This is a genomic window from Thermomonas fusca (assembly GCF_005862345.1).
Taxonomy (GTDB): Bacteria; Pseudomonadota; Gammaproteobacteria; order Xanthomonadales; family Xanthomonadaceae; genus Thermomonas; species Thermomonas fusca.
The window spans coordinates 525244-544397 of the sequence record NZ_SROY01000002.1 but is presented as its reverse complement, the minus strand read 5'-3'; the positions used below and the strand labels follow the sequence as shown (position 1 = coordinate 544397).

The 19154-nt window shown below is 69.7% G+C and carries 15 protein-coding genes; 9 read left to right on the top strand and 6 right to left on the bottom strand.

The genetic code is table 11. From position 1 onward, the window contains the following. Positions 1-205 precede the first annotated feature (205 nt). Together E5S66_RS06720 and E5S66_RS13825 are read left to right on the top strand one after the other, a co-directional pair. Positions 206-1300 (top strand): OprO/OprP family phosphate-selective porin, encoded by a 1095-nt coding sequence (locus tag E5S66_RS06720; protein WP_171033495.1) that lies wholly within the window; start codon positions 206-208, stop codon positions 1298-1300. 13 nt (positions 1301-1313) lie between these two features. Then, on the top strand, positions 1314-3389 hold the full coding sequence (locus E5S66_RS13825) for a methyl-accepting chemotaxis protein (protein ID WP_138348490.1): 2076 nt from the start codon (positions 1314-1316) through the stop codon (positions 3387-3389). Positions 3390-3523: 134 nt separating this feature from the next. Here the strand turns inward: E5S66_RS13825 and E5S66_RS06710 are convergent, their stop codons facing one another. Beyond that, entirely contained in the window at positions 3524-3838 is a 315-nt protein-coding gene (locus E5S66_RS06710; RefSeq protein ID WP_171033494.1) for an energy transducer TonB, read from the bottom strand. Positions 3839-4065: 227 nt separating this feature from the next. Between E5S66_RS06710 and E5S66_RS13560 the strand changes: the two genes are divergently transcribed. From E5S66_RS13560 to E5S66_RS06680, 6 genes are all read left to right on the top strand, one after another. Further along, on the top strand, positions 4066-6771 hold the full coding sequence (locus E5S66_RS13560; protein WP_171033493.1) for a methyl-accepting chemotaxis protein: 2706 nt from the start codon (positions 4066-4068) through the stop codon (positions 6769-6771). Between the two features lie 79 nt (positions 6772-6850). Further along, on the top strand, positions 6851-8962 hold the full coding sequence (locus E5S66_RS06700) for a putative bifunctional diguanylate cyclase/phosphodiesterase (protein WP_138348488.1): 2112 nt from the start codon (positions 6851-6853) through the stop codon (positions 8960-8962). Further along, positions 8955-9809, top strand: a complete 855-nt coding sequence (locus E5S66_RS06695) for a CheR family methyltransferase (RefSeq protein WP_138348487.1) — start codon at positions 8955-8957, stop codon at positions 9807-9809. Before E5S66_RS06700 ends, E5S66_RS06695 begins: the two co-directional genes overlap by 8 nt. Then, complete coding sequence (gene cheD / locus E5S66_RS06690) at positions 9806-10408, top strand: chemoreceptor glutamine deamidase CheD (RefSeq protein WP_138348486.1); 603 nt, start codon at positions 9806-9808, stop codon at positions 10406-10408. Before E5S66_RS06695 ends, cheD begins: the two co-directional genes overlap by 4 nt. Beyond that, complete coding sequence (locus E5S66_RS06685; protein WP_138348485.1) at positions 10408-11478, top strand: protein-glutamate methylesterase/protein-glutamine glutaminase; 1071 nt, start codon at positions 10408-10410, stop codon at positions 11476-11478. The genes cheD and E5S66_RS06685 overlap by 1 nt, the downstream gene beginning before the upstream one ends. Before the next feature lie 75 nt (positions 11479-11553). Beyond that, entirely contained in the window at positions 11554-12726 is a 1173-nt protein-coding gene (locus E5S66_RS06680; protein WP_028840047.1) for a methyl-accepting chemotaxis protein, read from the top strand. A 303-nt stretch (positions 12727-13029) separates the two neighbouring features. Here E5S66_RS06680 and E5S66_RS06675 read toward each other — a convergent pair whose 3' ends face one another. The 5 genes from E5S66_RS06675 to E5S66_RS06655 all read right to left on the bottom strand — a co-directional run bounded on the left by E5S66_RS06675 (position 13030) and on the right by E5S66_RS06655 (position 18205). Continuing rightward, complete coding sequence (locus tag E5S66_RS06675) at positions 13030-13485, bottom strand: hypothetical protein (protein WP_138348484.1); 456 nt, start codon at positions 13483-13485, stop codon at positions 13030-13032. 2 nt (positions 13486-13487) lie between these two features. Continuing rightward, positions 13488-14558 carry a class III poly(R)-hydroxyalkanoic acid synthase subunit PhaC gene (locus E5S66_RS06670; protein ID WP_138348483.1) on the bottom strand — a complete coding sequence of 357 codons (1071 nt, stop codon included), beginning with the start codon at positions 14556-14558 and terminating at the stop codon, positions 13488-13490. A gap of 1 nt (position 14559) precedes the next feature. Further along, entirely contained in the window at positions 14560-15666 is a 1107-nt protein-coding gene (locus E5S66_RS06665; RefSeq protein ID WP_171033492.1) for a poly(R)-hydroxyalkanoic acid synthase subunit PhaE, read from the bottom strand. A 61-nt stretch (positions 15667-15727) separates the two neighbouring features. After that, complete coding sequence (locus E5S66_RS06660) at positions 15728-16345, bottom strand: CDP-alcohol phosphatidyltransferase family protein (RefSeq protein ID WP_138348481.1); 618 nt, start codon at positions 16343-16345, stop codon at positions 15728-15730. A 72-nt stretch (positions 16346-16417) separates the two neighbouring features. Continuing rightward, positions 16418-18205, bottom strand: coding sequence for a 3-hydroxybutyrate oligomer hydrolase family protein (locus E5S66_RS06655; RefSeq protein WP_171033491.1), 1788 nt, complete (start codon positions 18203-18205; stop codon positions 16418-16420). Between the two features lie 108 nt (positions 18206-18313). Here E5S66_RS06655 and E5S66_RS06650 point away from each other — a divergent pair, with 108 nt between their 5' ends. Beyond that, the gene (locus E5S66_RS06650; RefSeq protein WP_138348479.1) at positions 18314-19123 is read left to right on the top strand and encodes a 3-hydroxybutyrate dehydrogenase; all 810 of its coding nucleotides are present in this window, start codon (positions 18314-18316) and stop codon (positions 19121-19123) included. Positions 19124-19154: the final 31 nt, after the last annotated feature.

Genomic DNA, 19154 nt, shown 5'->3' with positions numbered 1-19154 from the left:
CGTTCCTCTCCCCGGCTGACGCCGATTTCGGCAGCGGCATCCGCGTAGCGCGATGCGTGCGGCGCGTCGCATGCCGCTGCACGCGGCACGACGGCCCCCCCCTGCCCACTCAAGAATTGCCTGCCGCAGCCGTAGCAGGAAAAGCGCCCTGCCGTTTCGCACAGACGGGCGATCAGTTGTCCCTGCGATTTCGCCCGGAGTTCCAATGCGCCGTCCACTGCCGCCCATTCCCCTCATCACCCTCGTGGCGGCCGCCTGCGCCGCACCTGCCGCCGCGGCCGAGCTGCCGTTCGAGATCGCCCCGATCGCCAACGTGCAGTACGAGTGGGCGCGGGTGGACTCCGACCTTGGCCCGCTGCAGACCGAGGACGGCTTCCGCCGCGCGCGGCTGGGCTTCCGGCTCAAGGGCGACAACAAGCGCTGGCAGCTGGTGGTGGATCACGACTTCGCCGACCGCACCCCGCCGGACGCGTATCTTGAATTGACCCCGGGCGAGGGCCAGTCGTTCCGGCTTGGCCAGTTCAAGCAGCCGTTTGCGCTGGAGGACGCGATTGCCGACAAGCAGACTGCCTTCCTCGAAGCGTCGCCGGTCGGCGCCTTCGTCATCAGTCGCCGGATCGGCGCGGAATACGCGCGCTGGGGCAAGCGCGGCGCCTTCAACGCCGCGCTGTTCGGCCATCGCCTCGACGGCACCAGCGATTCGCCGGGCGCCAGCATGCGCGGCACCTGGCTGCTGCGCTCGGGCAAGCAGGAAAACCTGCATGTCGGCCTGAGCCTGGCCAGCGAATCGCCGCGCAGCCACAGCGCCAGCTACAGCCTCAATGCCGGCAGCGTACTCAGCGACCTGAGGGTGGCGTCCACCGGCGGTATCGCCGGGGTGGAGCGGATCGACCGCGCTGCGGTGGAAGGCCTGTGGGTGCGTGGCGCCTGGTCCTTGCAGGCCGAAACCGCGCGGGTGTTCCTGCGCCGCGACGCCGGAGACTTGGCCGGCGACGCCAGCAGCGTGCAGGTGACCTGGTCGCCCACCGGCGATGGCCGCAGCTACAAGCGCGGCGTGGCCACCGCCCCTTCGCCCAAGGGCCACGTGGGCTGGGAGCTGGCCCTGCGCTACGGCGTGATGGATCTCAACGACGGCCCGGCGATGCGCGGCGGCCGCGCCGAAGTCTGGGGCCTGGCCGCCACCTGCTATCCGCACCCGAACGTGCGGGTGATCGCCAACCTCCTGCAATACGACAGCAACCGCCGCGGGGTCGCCAACGATCCGCTGACCGCCGGCCTGCGCCTGCAGTTCACCTACTGACCGGGGATCGCCCATGCTCCAGAACCTCACTATCGGCAAACGCCTTGCCATCGGATTTTCCGCACTGGCGATCCTGATCTTCGCCACCGGCGCGTTCTCGGCGCTGCGCATGGGCAACACCCAGCGCATGGTGCAGAAGGTCACCGACGAGTCGGTGCCGGCGATCCGCGACCTGGGCCGGCTGGCGACGATGCTGGCCGAATACCGGGTCAGCGAACGCGGTCTGGTGGCCAGTGCCGACGACGCGGCCAAGCGCGAGGAATACGCCGGCGAGCTGGCGGAAGGCAGCAAGGCCTTCTTCGCTCTGGCCAAGACCTACGAATCCAAGATCAGCGACGCCCGCGACCGCACCCTGTACAAGGAAACCATGGCTCGCGCCAACCGCTACTTCGACAACAGCCGCAAGCTGGTCGAGGCATTGAAGGTCGGCGACATGACCCCGGCCAAGGGCGCCGCGGACCTGCGCCAGGCCACCGCCGACCAGCTGGGCAGCCTGCTGGACTACAACATGCAGCGGCTGGACCAGGCGGTGGATGCGCAGCAGCGCAGCTACCGGCTCAGCCTGCTGGCCATCGCGGTGCTGCTGGCAGTGGCGCTGGCGTTGGCGATCGCTGCGGCGATCGGCATCAGCCGCTCCATCGTACGGCCGCTGCGCGAGGTGGTAGGCGTGGCCAACGCGGTATCGCAGGGCAACCTCGACAGCCGCATCGCCTGCAACGACGGCAGCGAGATTGGCGACCTGGCCCGCGCCATGCGCGGCATGGTGACCACGCTGGGCCACTTCGCCACCGCCCAGTCGCAGCTCGAGCAGCAACACGAAGCCGGCAACATCGACTTCCAGATGGACGCCGCGCGTTTCCCCGGCGCATACGGGCGCATGGCAGAAGGCATCAATTCGGTGGTGGCGGCACACGTCCAGGTCAAGATGAACGCGATCCGGATCGTGGCCCAGTACGCCCGCGGCGACCTGGCCGAGGACATCGAACGCTACCCCGGCCAGAAGGCGCGCGTGACCGAAGCCGTGGACGCGGTGAAGGCCGGCATGCTGGCGATCAACGCCGAGATCAAGACGCTGGTGGAAGCCGCGGTGGCCGGCGATTTCGGCAAGCGCGGCAACGCCCGCCGCTTCGAGTTCGTCTATGCCGAGCTGGTCGAGGCCCTGAACAACCTCATGGCCACCGCCGACCATGGCCTCTCCGAAGTGGGCGAAGTGCTGTCCGCGGTGGCCGACGGCGACCTGACCCGGCGCATCGACACCCACCTGCCGGGCCGCTTCGGCGAGCTGGCCAACGACACCAACCGCACCGTCGAACACCTCACCGGCATCGTCGGCCAGATCCGCACCGGCAGCGAATCGATCAACGCCTCGGCGTCCGAGATCGCCCGCGGCAACGAGGACCTCTCGCGCCGCACCGAACAGCAGGCGGCGGCGCTGGAAGAAACCGCCTCGTCGATGGAAGAGCTCACCTCCACCGTCAAGCAGAACGCCGACAACGCCCGCCAGGCCAGCCAGCTGGCCCACGGTGCCGCCGGGGTGGCGGTGCGCGGCGGCGAGGTGGTCGGCCAGGTGGTCGAAACCATGAGCGGCATCACCGCGTCCTCGCACCGGATCGCCGACATCATCGGGGTGATCGACGGCATCGCCTTCCAGACCAATATCCTGGCGCTGAACGCGGCGGTGGAAGCCGCGCGTGCCGGTGAGCAGGGCCGCGGCTTCGCGGTGGTGGCTGCCGAAGTGCGCACGCTGGCCCAGCGCAGCGCCGGCGCGGCCAAGGAAATCAAGCAGCTGATCACCGACTCGGTATCGCAAGTGGAAACCGGCAGCGCGCTGGTGGACCAGGCCGGCCGCACCATGGGCGAGATCGTCGACAGCGTGAAGCGCGTCACCGACATCATGGCCGACATCTCCGCGGCCTCGCAGGAACAGAGCGCCGGCATCGAGCAGGTCAACCAGGCCATCACCCAGATGGACGAAGGCACCCAGCAGAACGCCGCGCTGGTCGAGGAGGCGTTCGCCGCGGCGCAGAGCATGGAACACCAGGCCAACGAGCTGGTGGGTCTGGTCGCCGCGTTCAACACCCGGCGTTGACCGGGCTGCCTTCTCCCCGCATGCGGGGAGAAGGCATCCGCCGGCGCCATCCGGACACAAAAAAAGAACGCGCCGGCAGCCGGCGCGTTCCGATTTCCGGACGTGGCCGCCGGCTCAACCGGCGGCGCAATGGCTCAGAGCTTGAACTCGAGCTTGACCTTGCCGCGGCTTTCGCCGGGGGCGAACTCCCACTGCTTGACCGCCTTCACCGCGGCGGCCACGAACACGCGGCCGGGCTTGGCGTCGACCACCGACACCTCGGTGACCTTGCCGTCCGGACCGATGCTGTACTCCACTTCGACGTAGCCGGTGGTGCCGGAGCGGGCGGCGTCGGCGGGGTACACGGGGTCGACGCGCTTGGTCGGGTTGCCCGCCAGCGCCGGCAGGGACAGAGCCATCGCGCCGGCGAACATCGCCGCTTTCAGGATCCGATGGAAGGGTCGGGACATGGCAGGAACTCCGTAGGGGTATGCAGGCGCGTATGCGCTCGACATCCACATCGGCTGCCACCGGCCGGACTTGAGCACGACGCCCGGCGCGATTCCCCGGACTGCGATGCCGGTCACGGTTGCAAGTCATCGGCATCGCCGTCGACAGGCAACCGTTAAAGATTCCACGGTGCGGGCCGATGCCGGCTTTGACCAAACCATTCGATTGCGTTCACAGGGGTCCCACAATGCCGCAAAGCCTTTCTCTTGCAGATCGCCTGCTCGCTCCCGCCACCAACCTGATGGGGCGGTTGCGCTTCAACCAGAAGGCGATGCTGATCGGTGCGGCATTCACCCTGACCTGCGGCGTGCTGGCAGGGCTGGTGGTGACCCGCTCGCTGGGCGAAATCTCCGATGCGCGCACCGCCCGTTCCGCCACCGTCGGCCTGGACATGCTCCACGACGCCCAGCTGGCGATGCAGGACCATCGCCAGCTGCGCGCGCGCAAGCTGGCCAACGACCCCACCGCCACCGACCAAGGCATCACCGATGCCGCGGCGCGCGCGGACAAGGCGCTGACCAACTTCGACGCATGGCGCAGCAACGCGGGTTTTGACAACCGCGACCTGGTCGAATCGATGAAAGCCACCGGCACTGCGTGGAAAAAAGCGGTTGCGACCGAGGGCGAAGCCGGCCCGGACGCCGATTCCGCCGCACTGGAAGCGCTGCGCGTGGAAATCGGCAAGATCGCCTTCACCGCGATCACCGCCGTCGCCAACGACACCGCCATGCTGCGCGGCGGCGAGATCGGCGGCATCCTGCTGCCCGAACTGGCATCCGCCAGCGCCAAGCAGGCCGTGGTCGGCATCCGCGTGCTCGGCGAAGGCGCGATCTGGGTGAGCGACCGCACTGAACTGGCGGTGCGCAAGAACATGCAGGGCTACCTGTCCGGCCAGATCGGCGACGGGCGCAAGTACATCGAAAAGGAACTGCCCGAAGGCGCCGCGCTGTTCGGCAAGCCGATGTCGGCAGCGCTGCAGGCGATGGAAGCGCAGAACAAGATGATCCAGGAGCAGATCCTGGACGCCGAAACGCCGGAATCCCCGGTGGCCGGGCTGGCGCGCCAGGACCAGGCCACCCGCATCGCCATGAACAAGGCGATGAAGGCCACCAGCGCGGCCATCAACGCCGCCGGCGACCGCAGCATCGCCAGCCTGCAGCTGAAGGCGTTCGCCACCCTCGGCTTCGTGGCGCTGGCGCTGCTGGCCGCGGCCTATCTGTTCATGGGCTTCACCCGCGGCACCCGCAAGGCACTGCAGACCATCGAAAGCGGCGCCCGTTCGCTGGCCGCCGGCCAGTTCTCCGAGCGCATCCACGTTGCCACCCGCGACGAACTGAACGACATCGGCCGCGGCATGGAAGACGCCGCCGCCGCGCTGCGCAAGTTCGCCCAGGCGCAGCAGGTCCTGTTCGATGAACAGAAGGCCGGCGACCTGGACAGCCGGATCGACGCCGAGAACTTCCCCGGCGCGTTCGGGGTGATGGCCGAACAGGTCAATGCGCTGGTGGCCTCGTTCATCGATGAAAACCTGCACATCATCGATGTGATCGGCGACTACGGCCGCGGCGACCTGTCGCGCGACGTCAACCGCATGCCCGGCAAGAAGGCCGAGGCGATCAAGTCGGTGGACGCGGTCAAGGCCAGCCTGCTGGCGGTCAATAGCGAGATCAAGACGCTGGTGGACGCAGCGGTAGCCGGCGACTTCAGCAAGCGCGGCGATGCCAGCCGCTTCGACTTCGTCTATCGCGAGCTGGTGGAGCGCCTGGACCAGCTGATGGCCACCTCGCAGAACGGCCTGACCGAAGTGGGCACCCTGCTATCGGCGGTGGCCGATGGCGACCTGACGCGTCGCATCGAGGTGCAGCTGCCCGGCCAGTTCGGCCAGCTCGCGGGCGATGCCAACCGCACCGTGGAGGGGCTGGCGCAGATCGTCGGCAACATCCGCCAGACCTCCGACGGGATCAGCGCCGCTTCCGGCGAAATCGCCGCCGGCAACAGCGACCTGTCGATGCGCACCGAGCAGCAGGCGGCGTCGCTGGAGGAAACCGCTTCGTCGATGGAAGAGCTCACCTCCACCGTCAAGCAGAACGCCGACAACGCCCGCCAGGCCAACCAGCTGGCGCAGGGCGCGGCCGGCGTGGCCGCGCAGGGCGGCGAGGTGGTGCAGCAGGTGGTCGCCACGATGAGCGCGATCGAAGCCTCGTCGAAGAAGATCGCCGACATCATCAGCGTGATCGACGGCATCGCCTTCCAGACCAACATCCTGGCGCTGAACGCGGCGGTGGAAGCCGCCCGCGCCGGCGAACAGGGTCGCGGCTTCGCGGTGGTGGCGGGCGAAGTGCGCGCACTGGCGCAGCGCAGCGCCGGTGCGGCCAAGGAGATCAAGCAGCTGATCGAGGAGTCGGTGGGCAAGGTGACCGACGGTTCGGCGCTGGTGCGCCAGGCCGGCAACACCATGGGCGAGATCGTCTCGTCGGTGCAGCGCGTGACCGACATCATCGCCGACATCTCCGCCGCCTCGCAGGAGCAGAGCAGCGGCATCGAGCAGGTCAACCAGGCCATCACCCAGATGGACGAAGGCACCCAGCAGAATGCGGCGCTGGTCGAGCAGGCTTCCGCCTCCGCGGAGAGCATGCGCCAGCAGGCCACCCAGCTGGTCGAGGCGGTGTCCGCGTTCCGCACCGCCGCGGCTGCCGCAGCGCCGGCCCGCGCCGTCGCCACGCCCGCAGCGCCGCGCGCCGCGGCGGCGCCACCGGCCGCAGCGCCAGTGCGTCGCCAGTCCACGACGGCGCGCAAGACCGGCGCCGCTGCAGCGCCCGCGCCCACGCCGTTGCGCTCGCGCGCCCCGGCGACCGCGGGCAGCGGCGGCGACCAGCACTGGCAGGAGTTCTGATGCCATCCGCGGGCGGGGTATTCCCCCGCCCTGCTTTCGTTTTTGCCGTCCCTTTCTTTCCCGGCCCCGCCTTGCGCAGATGACATTCGAGCTGCCCCCCGCCCGCGATCTGCACGACGCTGCTTCCGCCACCACGGCCGTGCCGTCCGGCGAAGCCTCGGCGCGGCTGGCGGACCTCGCCACGCTGGCCGCGACAACGCTGCAGGCGCGGGTCGCGGTGGTCGCCACCAGCGAGGACGAACGCGTGCTGATGCTGGCGAGCCACGGCGGCGACCACGGCCACGGCCAGCTGTCGCGCGACCACCTGATCGTGCGCACCTGGGAGCAGCACGCCCCGCTGCTGGTGCTGCCCGACATGCCGGCCGACCCGCGTTGCGGCGCGCGCTTCTATGCCGGCATCGCCCTGCGCGGGCGCGCGGGCCAGCGCCTCGGCACCCTGGCGGTGTTCGACCACGAGCCGCGCGATCCGCCGACGCAGGCGCAGCTGGACGCGCTGACGCGGCTGGCGCGGATCACCGCCACCCTGCTGGAACAGCGGCATCTGGAGCGCCGCGCGTTGATCGTTTCCCAAGCCGGCGAGCAGGCGCGCGAAGCGGTGCTGGTGGGCGACCGCCACGGCCGGGTGCGCTGGCAGAACCGTGCCGCCGAACAGCTGTTCGGCAACCAGCTGGCTGGGCAGCCGGTGTTCTCGCTGTTTCCGCTGCGCCTGCAATCCGACCAGGACATCGCCCAGGCGTGGCTGGCTGGCCGCATCGAAGGCAGCCAGCTGCTGCGCATGGTGGCGCCGGACGGCAGCCTGCGCCTGCTCGACGCCACCCGCTCCATCTGGCGCTACGGATCCGACCGCGGCGTCACCCTGATCCTGCATGACGTCACCGAGGCAGCCCACCAGCGCGCCCAGCTCGACCGGCTGGCGCACTTCGACCCGCTGACCGGGCTGCCCAACCGCAATGCCCTGCTGGACGCACTGGCCGCGCACCCGGACTGGGGCGTGGCGCTGTTCGCCATCGACCGCTTCAAATGGATCAACGACGGGCTTGGCCACGTGGTCGGCGACCGCGTGCTGCAGGCCGTGGCCGACCGCCTGCAGACGAAGGCCGATGCCCAGGTCTGCCTGGCACGGGTGGGCGGCGACGTGTTCGCGGTGGCCTGCAGCGACGAGCGCCTGGCTGCCGATGCCGATGCCACGGACGACGAGGCGGTGGTGCCGGCGCTGGTCGAGCATCTGGAGCAGACCCTGCGCGTGCGCGGGCACGAGATCAACATCGACGTCAGCGTCGGCATCGCCCTGCGCGGCGACGTTCGCGGACAGGGCGACCTGCTGGCCAGCGCCGACCTGGCGCTCAACCGCGCCAAGTCCGCGGGCGGCCACCAGGTCTGCCGCTACCAGGAGGCCATGCGCACCGATGCGCTGGCGCGCCGCGACCTCGACCGCGACCTGCGGCGTGCGTTCGCCAACGGCGAATTCGAACTCCACTACCAGCCGCAAGTCGAGCTGGGCACCGGCCGCATCTGTGGCGCCGAAGCGCTGCTGCGCTGGCGGCATCCGCAGCGCGGCATGGTGCCGGCCAGCGAATTCATCGACCTGCTGGCGCGCAGCCCGCTGGGCGCGGAAGTCGGCGCCTGGGTGCTGCGCCGGGCCTGCCTGGATGCCGCCCAGTGGCCCGACCCGGACACCTCGGTCAGCATCAACCTGTTCCCCGCCCAGCTGGTCGAATCGCTGGTGGCCGAGGTGCAGCTGGCACTGGCCGCCGCCGCACTGCCGGCCGAGCGGCTGGAGCTGGAGATCACCGAAACCATCGCCCTGACCCAGGACAGCGCCGGCGCCGAGGCGCTGGCGGTGCTGCGCTCGCGCGGGGTGAACCTGGCCTTCGACGACTTCGGCACCGGCTATGCCTCGCTGTCGATGCTGCGTCGCTTCCGCATCGACCGGGTCAAGATCGACCGCAGCTTCGTCAGCGGCATGCTGGAAAACGGCGAGGACGCCGCGATCGTGCGCTGGATCCTGATGCTGGCGCGCGCGCTCGGGCTGCGGGTGGTGGCGGAGGGCGTGGAAGCCATGCCGCAGGCGGACTGGCTGCACGACCACGGCTGCGAAGAGGCCCAGGGCTACCTGTATGCCCCGGCGCTGGACGCCGGCGCCCTGCAGGTGCGGCTGCGGGCGCAGCAGGTGGAGATGGCGCATGGCTGAGGGTTCCGCTGACCGCGACAACACCGGCGCCGGCTTCGAATTCAACGACCGCGACTTCCGCCGCGCCTGCCGGATGATCTACACGCGCGCCGGCATCCACCTGGCCGAACACAAGCGCGACATGGTCTACAGCCGGCTGTCGCGGCGCATCCGCGCGCGCGGGCTGTCCAGCTGCGCCGACTACCTGGACCTGGTGGAGGCCGACCCGGACAGCGAGGAACAGGCGTTCATCAACGCGCTGACCACCAACCTCACCTCGTTCTTCCGCGAAGCCCACCACTTCGATGCCCTGCGCGACCAGCTGCGCGCCTTGCCGCGCGGCGAACCGGCGGACATCTGGTGCTGCGCCGCCTCCACCGGCGAAGAGCCGTGGTCGCTGGCGATCACCGCCTGCGAGGCGTTCGGCTCGGACACCCCGCCGGTGCGCATCCTCGCCACCGACATCGACACCAACGCGCTGGCCAGCGCCGCAGCCGGCAGCTACGGCATCGAGCGCATCGCCGAGCTCTCGCCCGAGCGCAAGCGCCGCTTCTTCCTGCGCGGAACCGGCCCCAACGAAGGGATGGTGCGGATCAAGCCGCAGCTGCGGCAGCTGGTCGAATTCCGCCAGCACAACCTGCTGGCCCCCGACTACGGGTTGCGGCAGCGCTTCCTGGCGGTGTTCTGCCGCAACGTGATGATCTACTTCGACAAGCCCACCCAGTACGAGGTGCTGCGCAAGATCGCGCCCCTGCTGGCGCCCGGCGGCCGGTTCTATGCCGGGCATTCGGAAAGCTTCGCGCACGCACTCGACGTGGTGCAGCCCTGCGGCCGGACCATCTACCGCGCAGCCCAGGAAGGACGATGACCGGCCTGCCGGCCAGCGCCGCAAGCGTACGGACTGCGCCCGCGGGCACGTACTACGACCCGGCGCTGGACGCCGACGTGATCAAACTCCTGCCGGCGGAGTGGCGGGTGTCGTCCGACCCGCTCGCCCTGGCCACGGTGCTGGGTTCCTGCGTTGCCGCCTGCCTGTACGACGCCAGCGCCAAAGTGGGCGGAATGAACCACTTCATGCTCCCGGACGCCGCGCCGGGCGACGCCAGCGCCCGCTACGGCGCCCACGCGATGGAATTGCTGATCAACGGGCTGCTCAAGCATGGCGCCATCCGCTCGCGCCTGCAGGCCAAGGTCTTTGGGGGCGGCAACGTCCTGCCGGGAATGACGCTGGACCCGATCGGCACCCGCAACGGCAATTTCGTGCTCAACTACCTCGGCGCGGAACGCATCCCGATCATCGCCCAGGACCTGTTCGGGGTGCAGCCGCGCAAGGTTTGCTTCTTCGTCCGCACCGGCCGCACCCTGGTCAAGCGGCTGCCGGCGGCGGGCGAGATCGCGCGGGTCGAACGCGCTTACCGCAGCCAGCTGGCGCAGAAGCCGGTGGCCGGTTCCGTGGAGCTGTTCTGATGGCCATGCAAACCCCCCAGCGCCCCGGCAAGGTGCGCGTGCTGATCATCGACGACTCGGCGCTGGTGCGTCAGGTGCTGAGCGAAATCCTGTCGCAGGACCCGGGCATCGAGGTCGTCGGCACCGCCTCCGACCCGCTGATCGCGCGCGACAAGATCAAGCAGCTCGAACCCGACGTGCTCACCCTCGACGTCGAAATGCCGCGCATGGACGGGCTGACCTTCCTGCAGAACCTGATGCGGTTGCGGCCGATGCCGGTAGTGATGGTGTCCTCGCTCACCGAGGCCGGTGCGCAGGTCACCCTGGACGCGCTGGCGCTGGGCGCGGTGGATTTCGTCACCAAGCCCAGGCTGGACGTCGAGCGCGGCCTGAACAACTACGCCGGCGAACTGTGCGAACGCGTGCGCAACGCCGCGCGCGCGCGGGTTGCAAGGCTGCAGCCGGCCAGCGCCGCCGCGGCCGCGCAGGCCACGCCGATCAAATACCGCACCACCGACCGCCTGATCGCCATCGGCGCTTCCACCGGCGGCACCGAGGCGATCCGCGTCCTCCTCGAGCAGATGCCGGCCGACGCGCCGGCCACCGTCATCACCCAACACATCCCGGCGGCGTTCAGCAAACCCTTCGCCGAGCGCCTGGACCGGCACAGCAAGATGACCGTGGTGCAGGCCGAAGACGACATGCCGCTGCTGGCCGGCCACGCCTACGTCGCTCCCGGCGGGCTGCACCTGCGCGTGCAGCGCAGCGGCGCGCGCTGGCGCTGCCGGCTGGGCGAGGACGATCCGGTCCGCCGCCACCGCCCCAGCGTCGATGCGCTGTTCGAATCGGTGGCGCAGGCCGCCGGCGCCAATGCCAGTGCCGCGCTGCTCACCGGCATGGGCGACGACGGCGCGCGCGGCCTGCTGGCGCTGCGCAAGGCCGGCGCCGCCACCATGGTGCAGGACGAAGCCAGCAGCGTGGTCTGGGGCATGCCCGGCGCCGCCTATACCCTCGGCGCCGCGCAGCAGGTGTTGCCACTGGCGGAAATCGCCGGCGCGCTGCTGATCAGCACCAATGTCGGCGGAACCTGACCGCGACCGCCGGTTCGGCTAAAGCCGACGGCCCCCTCGGCCGTTATCTCCATCGAGTCCCCGACGAGATCGACGATGGAACCCCGTGCCCTGCTTCGCATCGCCGCACCGATGGTGCTGATGCTGCTGTTGTTAATCGCCGAGGCCCTCGCCTGGCCAATGGCCGTTCGCATGGCCCTCGTGGTCACCGCCGCTGCCGCCTGGTGCGTCGTGGCCTGGCGTTCGCTGCCCAACAAGGCCGAGGCGCAGGTGCTGCGCGACCACGCCAAGCTGCTGGGCGAACTGCGCGGCTTCGTCGGCAACGAGGTCAGCGGTTCCCACGCGGAAATCGAGCGCACCCGCTCCCTGATCCGTGAATCGGTGGCCAAGCTCGGCGGCAGCTTCGATGCGGTCAACCGCAAATCGCGCGAACAGAGCACGGTGGTGGCGCGGCTGGTCGAGCGCACCGGCGACGACAGCGGCTCGATCGACATCTCCCGCTTCGCCCAGCAGGCCACCCAGCAGATGGAGCAGCTGGTGGAAGCGCTGGAAGCAGCCAGCGGCCAGAGCGGCGTCACCGTCAGCCATATCGACGCGATGGCCGGCCACCTCGATGGGATCTTCGCGCTGCTGGAAGACGTCAAGTCGATCGCCGACCAGACCAACCTGCTGGCGCTGAACGCCGCCATCGAAGCGGCCCGCGCCGGCGAGGCCGGGCGAGGCTTCGCGGTGGTGGCCGACGAAGTGCGCAACCTGTCAGAGCGCAGCACCGCGTTCAACGAGCAGATCCGCAAGCTGGCCCACAACGCCAAGGAATCCATCGCCAAGGTCCGCGAAACGGTGTCGCAGACGGCCTCGCGCGACCTCGATCGCGCCCGCGTGGCGCGCAACGAATCGGCCTCGATGATGGACCGCGTCGAAGGCATCCACCGCAGCCTCGGCAACGGCATGCGCGACATCGCCGACTGCGGCCGCGCGATCGACGCTTCGGTGGCGGAAGCGGTGCGCTCGCTGCAGTTCGAGGACATCGCCACCCAGGCGCTTGGCGCCGCCGCCGTGCATCTGCAGCGGCTGGAGCAGATCAATACCGAAGCCACCACCCTGCATGACCTGCTGCGCGGCAGCCACGGCTTCCAGGACCCGGAAATGCGCAAGGCGCTGGCCAATATCGGCAACCGCATCGCGCAGATGCGCGGCGAATGGGAACGCCCCCCGCACAAGGCCGTCCTGCAGCAGTCGATGGACGCCGGCAGCGTCGAACTGTTCTGATCTTGCCCCCACTGGGCGCCCCTGGAATCCCGGCCACGGCCGGGATTTTTTTCGCGACGCCGCCCACACTCGGCGCTGCGACCGCCGCCCCGCGAAAAGCCCCGAATGCGGGGCAGGCGCGCACAAAAAACCCGGTCTCGCGGGCATTGCGCCTGGAGGGGACCGGGTCGGGTCCGGAGCGATTCTCCGTAGCGCTTTGCGCGCGGCGAAGTTTTTCTCCGGTGCAGGGAGGTTACTGCCGGTGGGGTTAGGAAAAAGCTAAGCGACGGCCATTCAGACGAGCCGTTGGTCGGGGTTCCGCATTCAGTCCCGCTGCCACGGCCACCAGCCGCGGCCGGTGCGCGCGTAGCGGTCCGCGGCGCGCTCGAACGGATTGCGCGCCGCCACCCCGCCGTGCAGCAGGTACAGCGGCAAAAACAGCACGCCCAGCGCCATGTACTGCAACACGTGCGCGTGCTCGTGGTCGCACAGCAGGATGCGCGGCTCGTGGCGGTGGCCGGCGTCGTGCGCATAGGTATTGCAGGAACGACCCAGGTCGTCGCCGGTGTCGAGGATCACGTTGCCCAGCGTCAGCGCGCCGCCAGGCCCCCACGGCACCCGGTGAAAGATGCAGGCCAGGTCGCGCCGGCTCAGCTGCAGCCGCGCCCCGCCCGCCAGCGCGGCGAGACCGGCCACCAGGCCGATCATGCTGACCGGCGACGCCCACAGGATGCCCAGGCACTGCGCCGCACGCAGCAGCCAGCGCGGCAGCACGCGCATCTTCAGCGCGACCGCTTCGCCAGCCAGTCGTGGATGGTCTGCGGCACTTCCTTCTGCGCGCGGCCGGACACGTAGATGCCGATATGACCGCCCTTGAACGACAGCTCGGTGTAGTCGTCGCTGCCGCATAGCCCGCGCAGCGCACGCGAGGCGTCCGGCGGCACCAGATGGTCCTGTTCGGCGTAGATGTTGAGGATTGGCATTTCCAGCATGCCCAGGTGCACCTCGCGCCCGCCCACCTTCGCACCGCCGGTGACGAAGCGGTTCTCCTGGAAGAACTGCTTGCTGAACTCGCGGAACGCCTCGCCGGCCTGGTCAGGCGAATCGAAGATCCACTTTTCCATGCGCAGGAAGTCTTCCATCGCCTGCCTGTCGTCGAGGATGTCGACCATGCCCACGTACTTCTGCGCGAACAGCCGCCAAGGCTTCAGCATCAGGTAGGTGAAATTCATCATGTCGGCCGGCACGTTGCCGAGCGTGTCCACCAGCAGGTCCACGTCGATCTCGCGGTTCCAGTTCGACAGCATGTTGTCGCTGGTGTGGAAGTCCACCGGCGTCACCATCGTGATCAGGTTTTTGACCTTGTCCGGGTGCAGCGAGGCGTAGCACAGCGAGAACGCGCCGCCCTGGCAGATGCCCAGCAGATTGATCGACGGCAGGCCGTGGGCATCGCACAGATACTCCACCGCGCCGCCGATGAAGCGCTCGATGTAGTCCTCCATCGCAAGGAAGCGGTCGGAGCGGTCCGGGTAGCCCCAGTCGATGATGTAGACGTCCTCGCCGCGCGCCAGCAGGCCCTTGACCAGCGAGCGGTCGGCCTGCAGGTCGACCATGTACGGACGGTTGACCAGCGCGTAGGCGATCAGGATCGGCACCCGCGCGGTGGGCGCATGCTCCCCTTTGAAGCGGTACAGCACCACCTTGCCGTCGCGCCAGACCTCCTCGCGCGGGGTGACGCCGAAATCCACGTCACCCATCTCGCGCAGGGTTTCGACGCTGGCAGAGAGTTTGCGCTGCAGCCGGCCGGTTTCCTCGGCCAGCGAATCCAGGGTGATGTTCAGCGGCCCGATCATCTCAACGCCTCCTGGCGGCGGGCTTGCCCGCGCGCACGTTCGCTCCGGCCGCGCTGCCCTTCGCAGCCGGCTTCACGACCTTTCTCGCAATTTTCTTCGCCACTTTTTTTGCCGCAGCCGCCGCCGGCGCTTTCTTCGCCGGCGCCTTGGCGGGAGCAACCTTGGCTGCGGGCGGTTGCTTGGCCGCGGGCGTCCGCTTCGGTGGCGGCTGGCGCAGCTCCACGTCGCCGGCAGCCGCCGGCGCAGGTGCGCGCTGCATGCGCCGCAGCTGCCGCTCCAGTTCGGCGATCTTGCGGTGGGCGCTGTCCAGCTCGCCGCGCTCCGGCCAGCCATAGGTGCTGGCGACCTGTTCGCCGATGGCCTGCGCCGCGGCGCGCTGGCGCATCTGTGCGTTCACCAGCGCACCGAAGGCGTGGCGATATTCCTGCGACAGCGCCAGCTCGGCCCAGCTTTCTTCCGCGGCCTCCACCCACAGGTCGAACAGCGCACGCACGCTGTTGATCTGCTGGCCCGGTTCCTCGTGGTTGGCCAGCTTGGATTCGAAGCGCGAGAACGCATCGCGCGACGCCTTGGCCATCAGCATCCCGTAATCCTGCTGCGCCTCCTGCCAGCGCAGCTGCGCCAGTGCCAGCGCCTGCAGTCGCTCCTGGTGTTCGCGACTGAAGCCGAACGCCGGCATCCGCATGGCGGCCGCGGTTTCCGCACGCAGGCCATGCAGCGACGGCATCCCCGCCTCGCCCCACTGGGCGATGCTCTCCAGTCCCGGCCCGCGCATGCCCTCCATCAGGCCGGCGAACGGGTTGCTGCCGGCGAACGCCTCGCGCCAGGCGGCGGCAACGTCGCCGGCGCTGTGGTCGCGGCCGCTGAAACGCGCCGCCACCTGCTGCATCTGCGCATACCAGTCACTGCTCTGCCGGCTGAAATGCCCAAGCGCGGCGCCGAAGCCGGGCTGCCCATCGCTCTGGCGCGTCCACGCTTCCAGCATGTCGTTCAGCCCCGGCACGCCCACAGCGGCGATGGGCTGTGGCGCGGAGCCACGCAGCGCCTGCCCCCACAGATCCAGGTATTGGCGTGTCAGCGCCGCGAAATCGTTGGTTGTGTCCGCCATGTCCCCTCCGTCCATGCACCGATGCTAGCAACGCCGCGATGACACCGCCATTGCAGGGGCTTCAAGGCTTGGGGATGCGCAGGGTCTTGCTGATCATCAGCGCGCCGGACAGTGCGAACACCAGCGCCAGCGGGTGCAGCTGCCACGGGCCCAGCTGGATCATGCCCAGCCAGATGTCTGGGCCGATGGCGCCGCGCCAGGCCGCCCACGCCAGCAGGCCGACGATGACCACGCTGGTCGGGATCGGCGTGCCCTCGAAATACTTCACCTTGTCGCCGCCGTCGGCCAGCGTTTCCGCGGTGACGTTGTAGCGCGCCAGCCGGCTCACGCCGCAGCCGACGAAGCCGCTCAGGATCAGCCAGTCCCAGCCGCCCTGCAGGCCGCAGGCATAGCCCAGCGCCGCCGGCGCGACGCCGAAGCTGATCACGTCGGCCAGCGAATCCAATTCGCGCCCCAACGTGGAAGACACCTTGCGCCAGCGGGCGATGCGCCCGTCCAGGGCGTCGAACACGAACGCCAGCGGAATCAGCGCCATGCCGATCAGCAGATCGCGCACCACGCCGTCCTGCAGGAAACGCATCGCCGCGAAGATCGCGCCGGTGCCGCAGAAGGCATTGGCCAGGGTGAACCAGTCGGCGAGGTGGAAGTCCCGCAACATCGAGAAATGGCGCTGCTTCATCGGCGGCTCCTGTTTGCCTGTGCGCAGAGCCTAACCCACGGCGCGAATAGCCTGCGTGGAGTGGCGATGCCGTCAGCGTGGCATCGCCAGATGTTCCGCCGCCAGCGGCTTGCCCATCCGCGGCACGGTGGCCACCACCGCATCGGCAGGCAACGCGCCCTTGCCGTCCAGATGCGCATCGACACGGTCCAGCGCTTCATACACGTAGGGCAGTAGCGGCAGGTAGGCCGCGGCCATGTGCGGCAGCACCAGGAAGCCGTCGAAGTGCTGGGCGTTGCGCACCTGCCAGTAACGCACGTCGCGGCCGGCAGCCCTGGCCATCGCCACGTACGGCGCACTGGAGAACGCCTGCGGCACCAGCCCGTCGTCGGTGCCGTGGACCACCACCACCGGCAGGCCATCGCGCGGCGCGCTGGCGCGTGTTGCCGCGATGCCCTTGCGCACCCGCTGCGCGTCCGCGCCGTCGCCTGTCCACAGCGCACGCAGGCACTGCAGGCCGCTCAGGCCAAGATCAGCGGGCGACTGCGGATCGATGATGCCCACGCCGGCGCCGGGCGGAATGCCGCTGCCGTCGGCCAACCAAGCCGCGCGCTCCGCATCGGTTACCGCGCGCGGCTGCAGGTCCGCACCCAGTGCCGCGTAGCGATACCCACAGGGATGGGCGTCATGCGGGTAGCGGCCGTAGGCAGAGGCGTAGCCCACTGCCACCGCGCGCCACAGGTCGAAGCCCACGCTGATCGCGCCGGCGCGCAGTGCGGCATCGCTCCAACCGGCGGCATGCAGCTTCGCCAGTGCGTCCTTCTGCAACGCGTCCGCGGTCGCGCCGGACAGCACACCGCGCGCCGCCAGCGCCGCGCATTTCGCGTCCAGTCCCGGGATCGCCGGGATGCCCAGCTGCGGCAGCGCGCAGGGCATCAGCAGCGCGGCTTCGGTCGTGTAGTCGTACAGGCTGCGCGCGCCGGCGCCTTCGGCCAGCACGTTGGGTTCGCCGGCCACGACCGCGTCCAGCCACGGCGCGCCGTCTTCCGCCGCGCGCAGCACCGCGCCGCCGCCGTTGGAGATGCCCACCGCGATGACGCGGGTGTTTTCGAAAGTGAACGGCGCCTGCTGCGGCAGCTGCGCATCCAGCGTGGCCAGCGCGAACTGCGCCGCCTGCTTGACGTGGCGGCCCCAGTCGGCCTCCGGGTTGTCCTGCGAATGCGCGTGCTTGAACGCCACGCCGCTGCCGCTGGCCGGTTGCGGAACAAATGCCAACGCCGCATCCGCAGATGCCAGCGTGCCGTCGGCGGCAACGCCCTGCCCGGCATCGAGATCGAAGTAGTCGGTGCCCGCGCCCTTGTCGGTATAGGCCACCGCACAACCGCGCGGCAGCCCCCAGGCACCGGCGACCGCGATCGCGCCGTAGATGCCGCGCGAACCCGACGATGCGGCCACCACCACGCAGCGCTTGCCGGCATCGAAGGCGTCCGGCAGCTGCACCAGCACGCGATGCGGCTGCGCTGCGCCCGCGAGTCTGGCGAACGCGCTGAATTCGCGGCCCGGCACGGCGGCGACGCTGCCGTAAACGCTGCCGTAGCCGCCGCCCGGCGAAAGATCCGCGATCCCGCGCCAATTGCCCCACAGCGCGCGTTTGCGCAGCTCGGCCGGGGTTGGATGCGCAGCGTCGGCGAAGCCCGGCGGCAGCATCGACTGCAGGCCGGCAAGCCCCAGCCCGCCGGTGAGCAGGTCATCCTGCCCGCGATGTTCGGTGGCGCGCGGCTGGCTGAACATGGCGGCGGTTTCCTTCGCGGCGGGCAGGCCAGCGCAGCCGGTCACAAGGGCGACGATCGCGGCGAGGGCACAATGGCGGAGTGTGTTCATGCCGCGACCATAACTGCTGCCGCGGCGCGTCGCATCGTACTTTCGTACCAGCAGGCGCCACCGCGTTCCTGCTAGCGTATGTGCCTCCCATCGTTGCAGAGCCGCACCATGAGCGACACATTCCTGCATGGCCGCACCGCGCTGGTGACCGGCAGCACGTCCGGAATCGGTTTGGCCATCGCCAAGGGGTTTGCAGCCGCCGGCGCGAGGGTGGCGATCAACGGCCTGGGCTCGCCCGAACAGATCGCCTCCGCGATCGTCGAGGTGGATGCCGCGGGCAGCGGCGGCACGGTGCACTTCGGCGCCGACCTGCGCGACCCCGCCGCGATCGAGGCGATGATGGGCCAGCTTGCCGGCTGGTCGAACGGCGGCATCGACATCCTGGTCAACAACGCCGGCATCCAGCACGCGGTGCCCCTGCACGAGATGCCGGTTGCGAAATGGAACGACATCATCGCCATCAACCTGTCCTCGGCCTTCCACACCATGCGCCTGGCGATGCCGGCGATGGCCGGCCGCGGCTACGGTCGCGTGGTGAACATCGCCTCGGTGCACGGGCTGGTGGCCTCGAAGGACAAGGCCCCGTACGTGGCCAGCAAGTTCGGCATCGTGGGCCTGAGCAAGGTCGCGGCGCTGGAATACGCCGCGCAGGGCGACCGCGACTCCGGTGGCGTCACCGTCAACTGCATCTGCCCGGGCTGGGTGGAAACCCCGCTGATCGAGCCGCAGATCGAGGCGCGCATGCAGGGTGGCAGCCGCGACGACGGCGTGCGCGCGCTGCTGGCGGAAAAGCAGCCCAGCCTGCGCATGACCCTGCCCGCCGAGATCGCCGCCTTGGCGGTGTTCCTGTGCCGGCGCGAAGCCCACAACATCACCGGCACGGCGATGCCGGTGGACGGGGGCTGGACGGCGCAATGACCCTTCCAACGTCATGCCCACGAAAGCGGGA

What these genes read in the sequence shown, in the direction of transcription:
- E5S66_RS06720 (WP_171033495.1), top strand. Translation starts at nt 206, where the DNA reads ATGCGCCGTCCACTGCCGCCCATTCCCCTCATCACCCTCGTGGCGGCC.
- E5S66_RS13825 (WP_138348490.1), top strand. Translation starts at nt 1,314, where the DNA reads ATGCTCCAGAACCTCACTATCGGCAAACGCCTTGCCATCGGATTTTCC.
- E5S66_RS06710 (WP_171033494.1), bottom strand. Translation starts at nt 3,838, where the DNA reads ATGTCCCGACCCTTCCATCGGATCCTGAAAGCGGCGATGTTCGCCGGC.
- E5S66_RS13560 (WP_171033493.1), top strand. Translation starts at nt 4,066, where the DNA reads ATGCCGCAAAGCCTTTCTCTTGCAGATCGCCTGCTCGCTCCCGCCACC.
- E5S66_RS06700 (WP_138348488.1), top strand. Translation starts at nt 6,851, where the DNA reads ATGACATTCGAGCTGCCCCCCGCCCGCGATCTGCACGACGCTGCTTCC.
- E5S66_RS06695 (WP_138348487.1), top strand. Translation starts at nt 8,955, where the DNA reads ATGGCTGAGGGTTCCGCTGACCGCGACAACACCGGCGCCGGCTTCGAA.
- cheD (WP_138348486.1), top strand. Translation starts at nt 9,806, where the DNA reads ATGACCGGCCTGCCGGCCAGCGCCGCAAGCGTACGGACTGCGCCCGCG.
- E5S66_RS06685 (WP_138348485.1), top strand. Translation starts at nt 10,408, where the DNA reads ATGGCCATGCAAACCCCCCAGCGCCCCGGCAAGGTGCGCGTGCTGATC.
- E5S66_RS06680 (WP_028840047.1), top strand. Translation starts at nt 11,554, where the DNA reads ATGGAACCCCGTGCCCTGCTTCGCATCGCCGCACCGATGGTGCTGATG.
- E5S66_RS06675 (WP_138348484.1), bottom strand. Translation starts at nt 13,485, where the DNA reads ATGCGCGTGCTGCCGCGCTGGCTGCTGCGTGCGGCGCAGTGCCTGGGC.
- E5S66_RS06670 (WP_138348483.1), bottom strand. Translation starts at nt 14,558, where the DNA reads ATGATCGGGCCGCTGAACATCACCCTGGATTCGCTGGCCGAGGAAACC.
- E5S66_RS06665 (WP_171033492.1), bottom strand. Translation starts at nt 15,666, where the DNA reads ATGGCGGACACAACCAACGATTTCGCGGCGCTGACACGCCAATACCTG.
- E5S66_RS06660 (WP_138348481.1), bottom strand. Translation starts at nt 16,345, where the DNA reads ATGAAGCAGCGCCATTTCTCGATGTTGCGGGACTTCCACCTCGCCGAC.
- E5S66_RS06655 (WP_171033491.1), bottom strand. Translation starts at nt 18,205, where the DNA reads ATGAACACACTCCGCCATTGTGCCCTCGCCGCGATCGTCGCCCTTGTG.
- E5S66_RS06650 (WP_138348479.1), top strand. Translation starts at nt 18,314, where the DNA reads ATGAGCGACACATTCCTGCATGGCCGCACCGCGCTGGTGACCGGCAGC.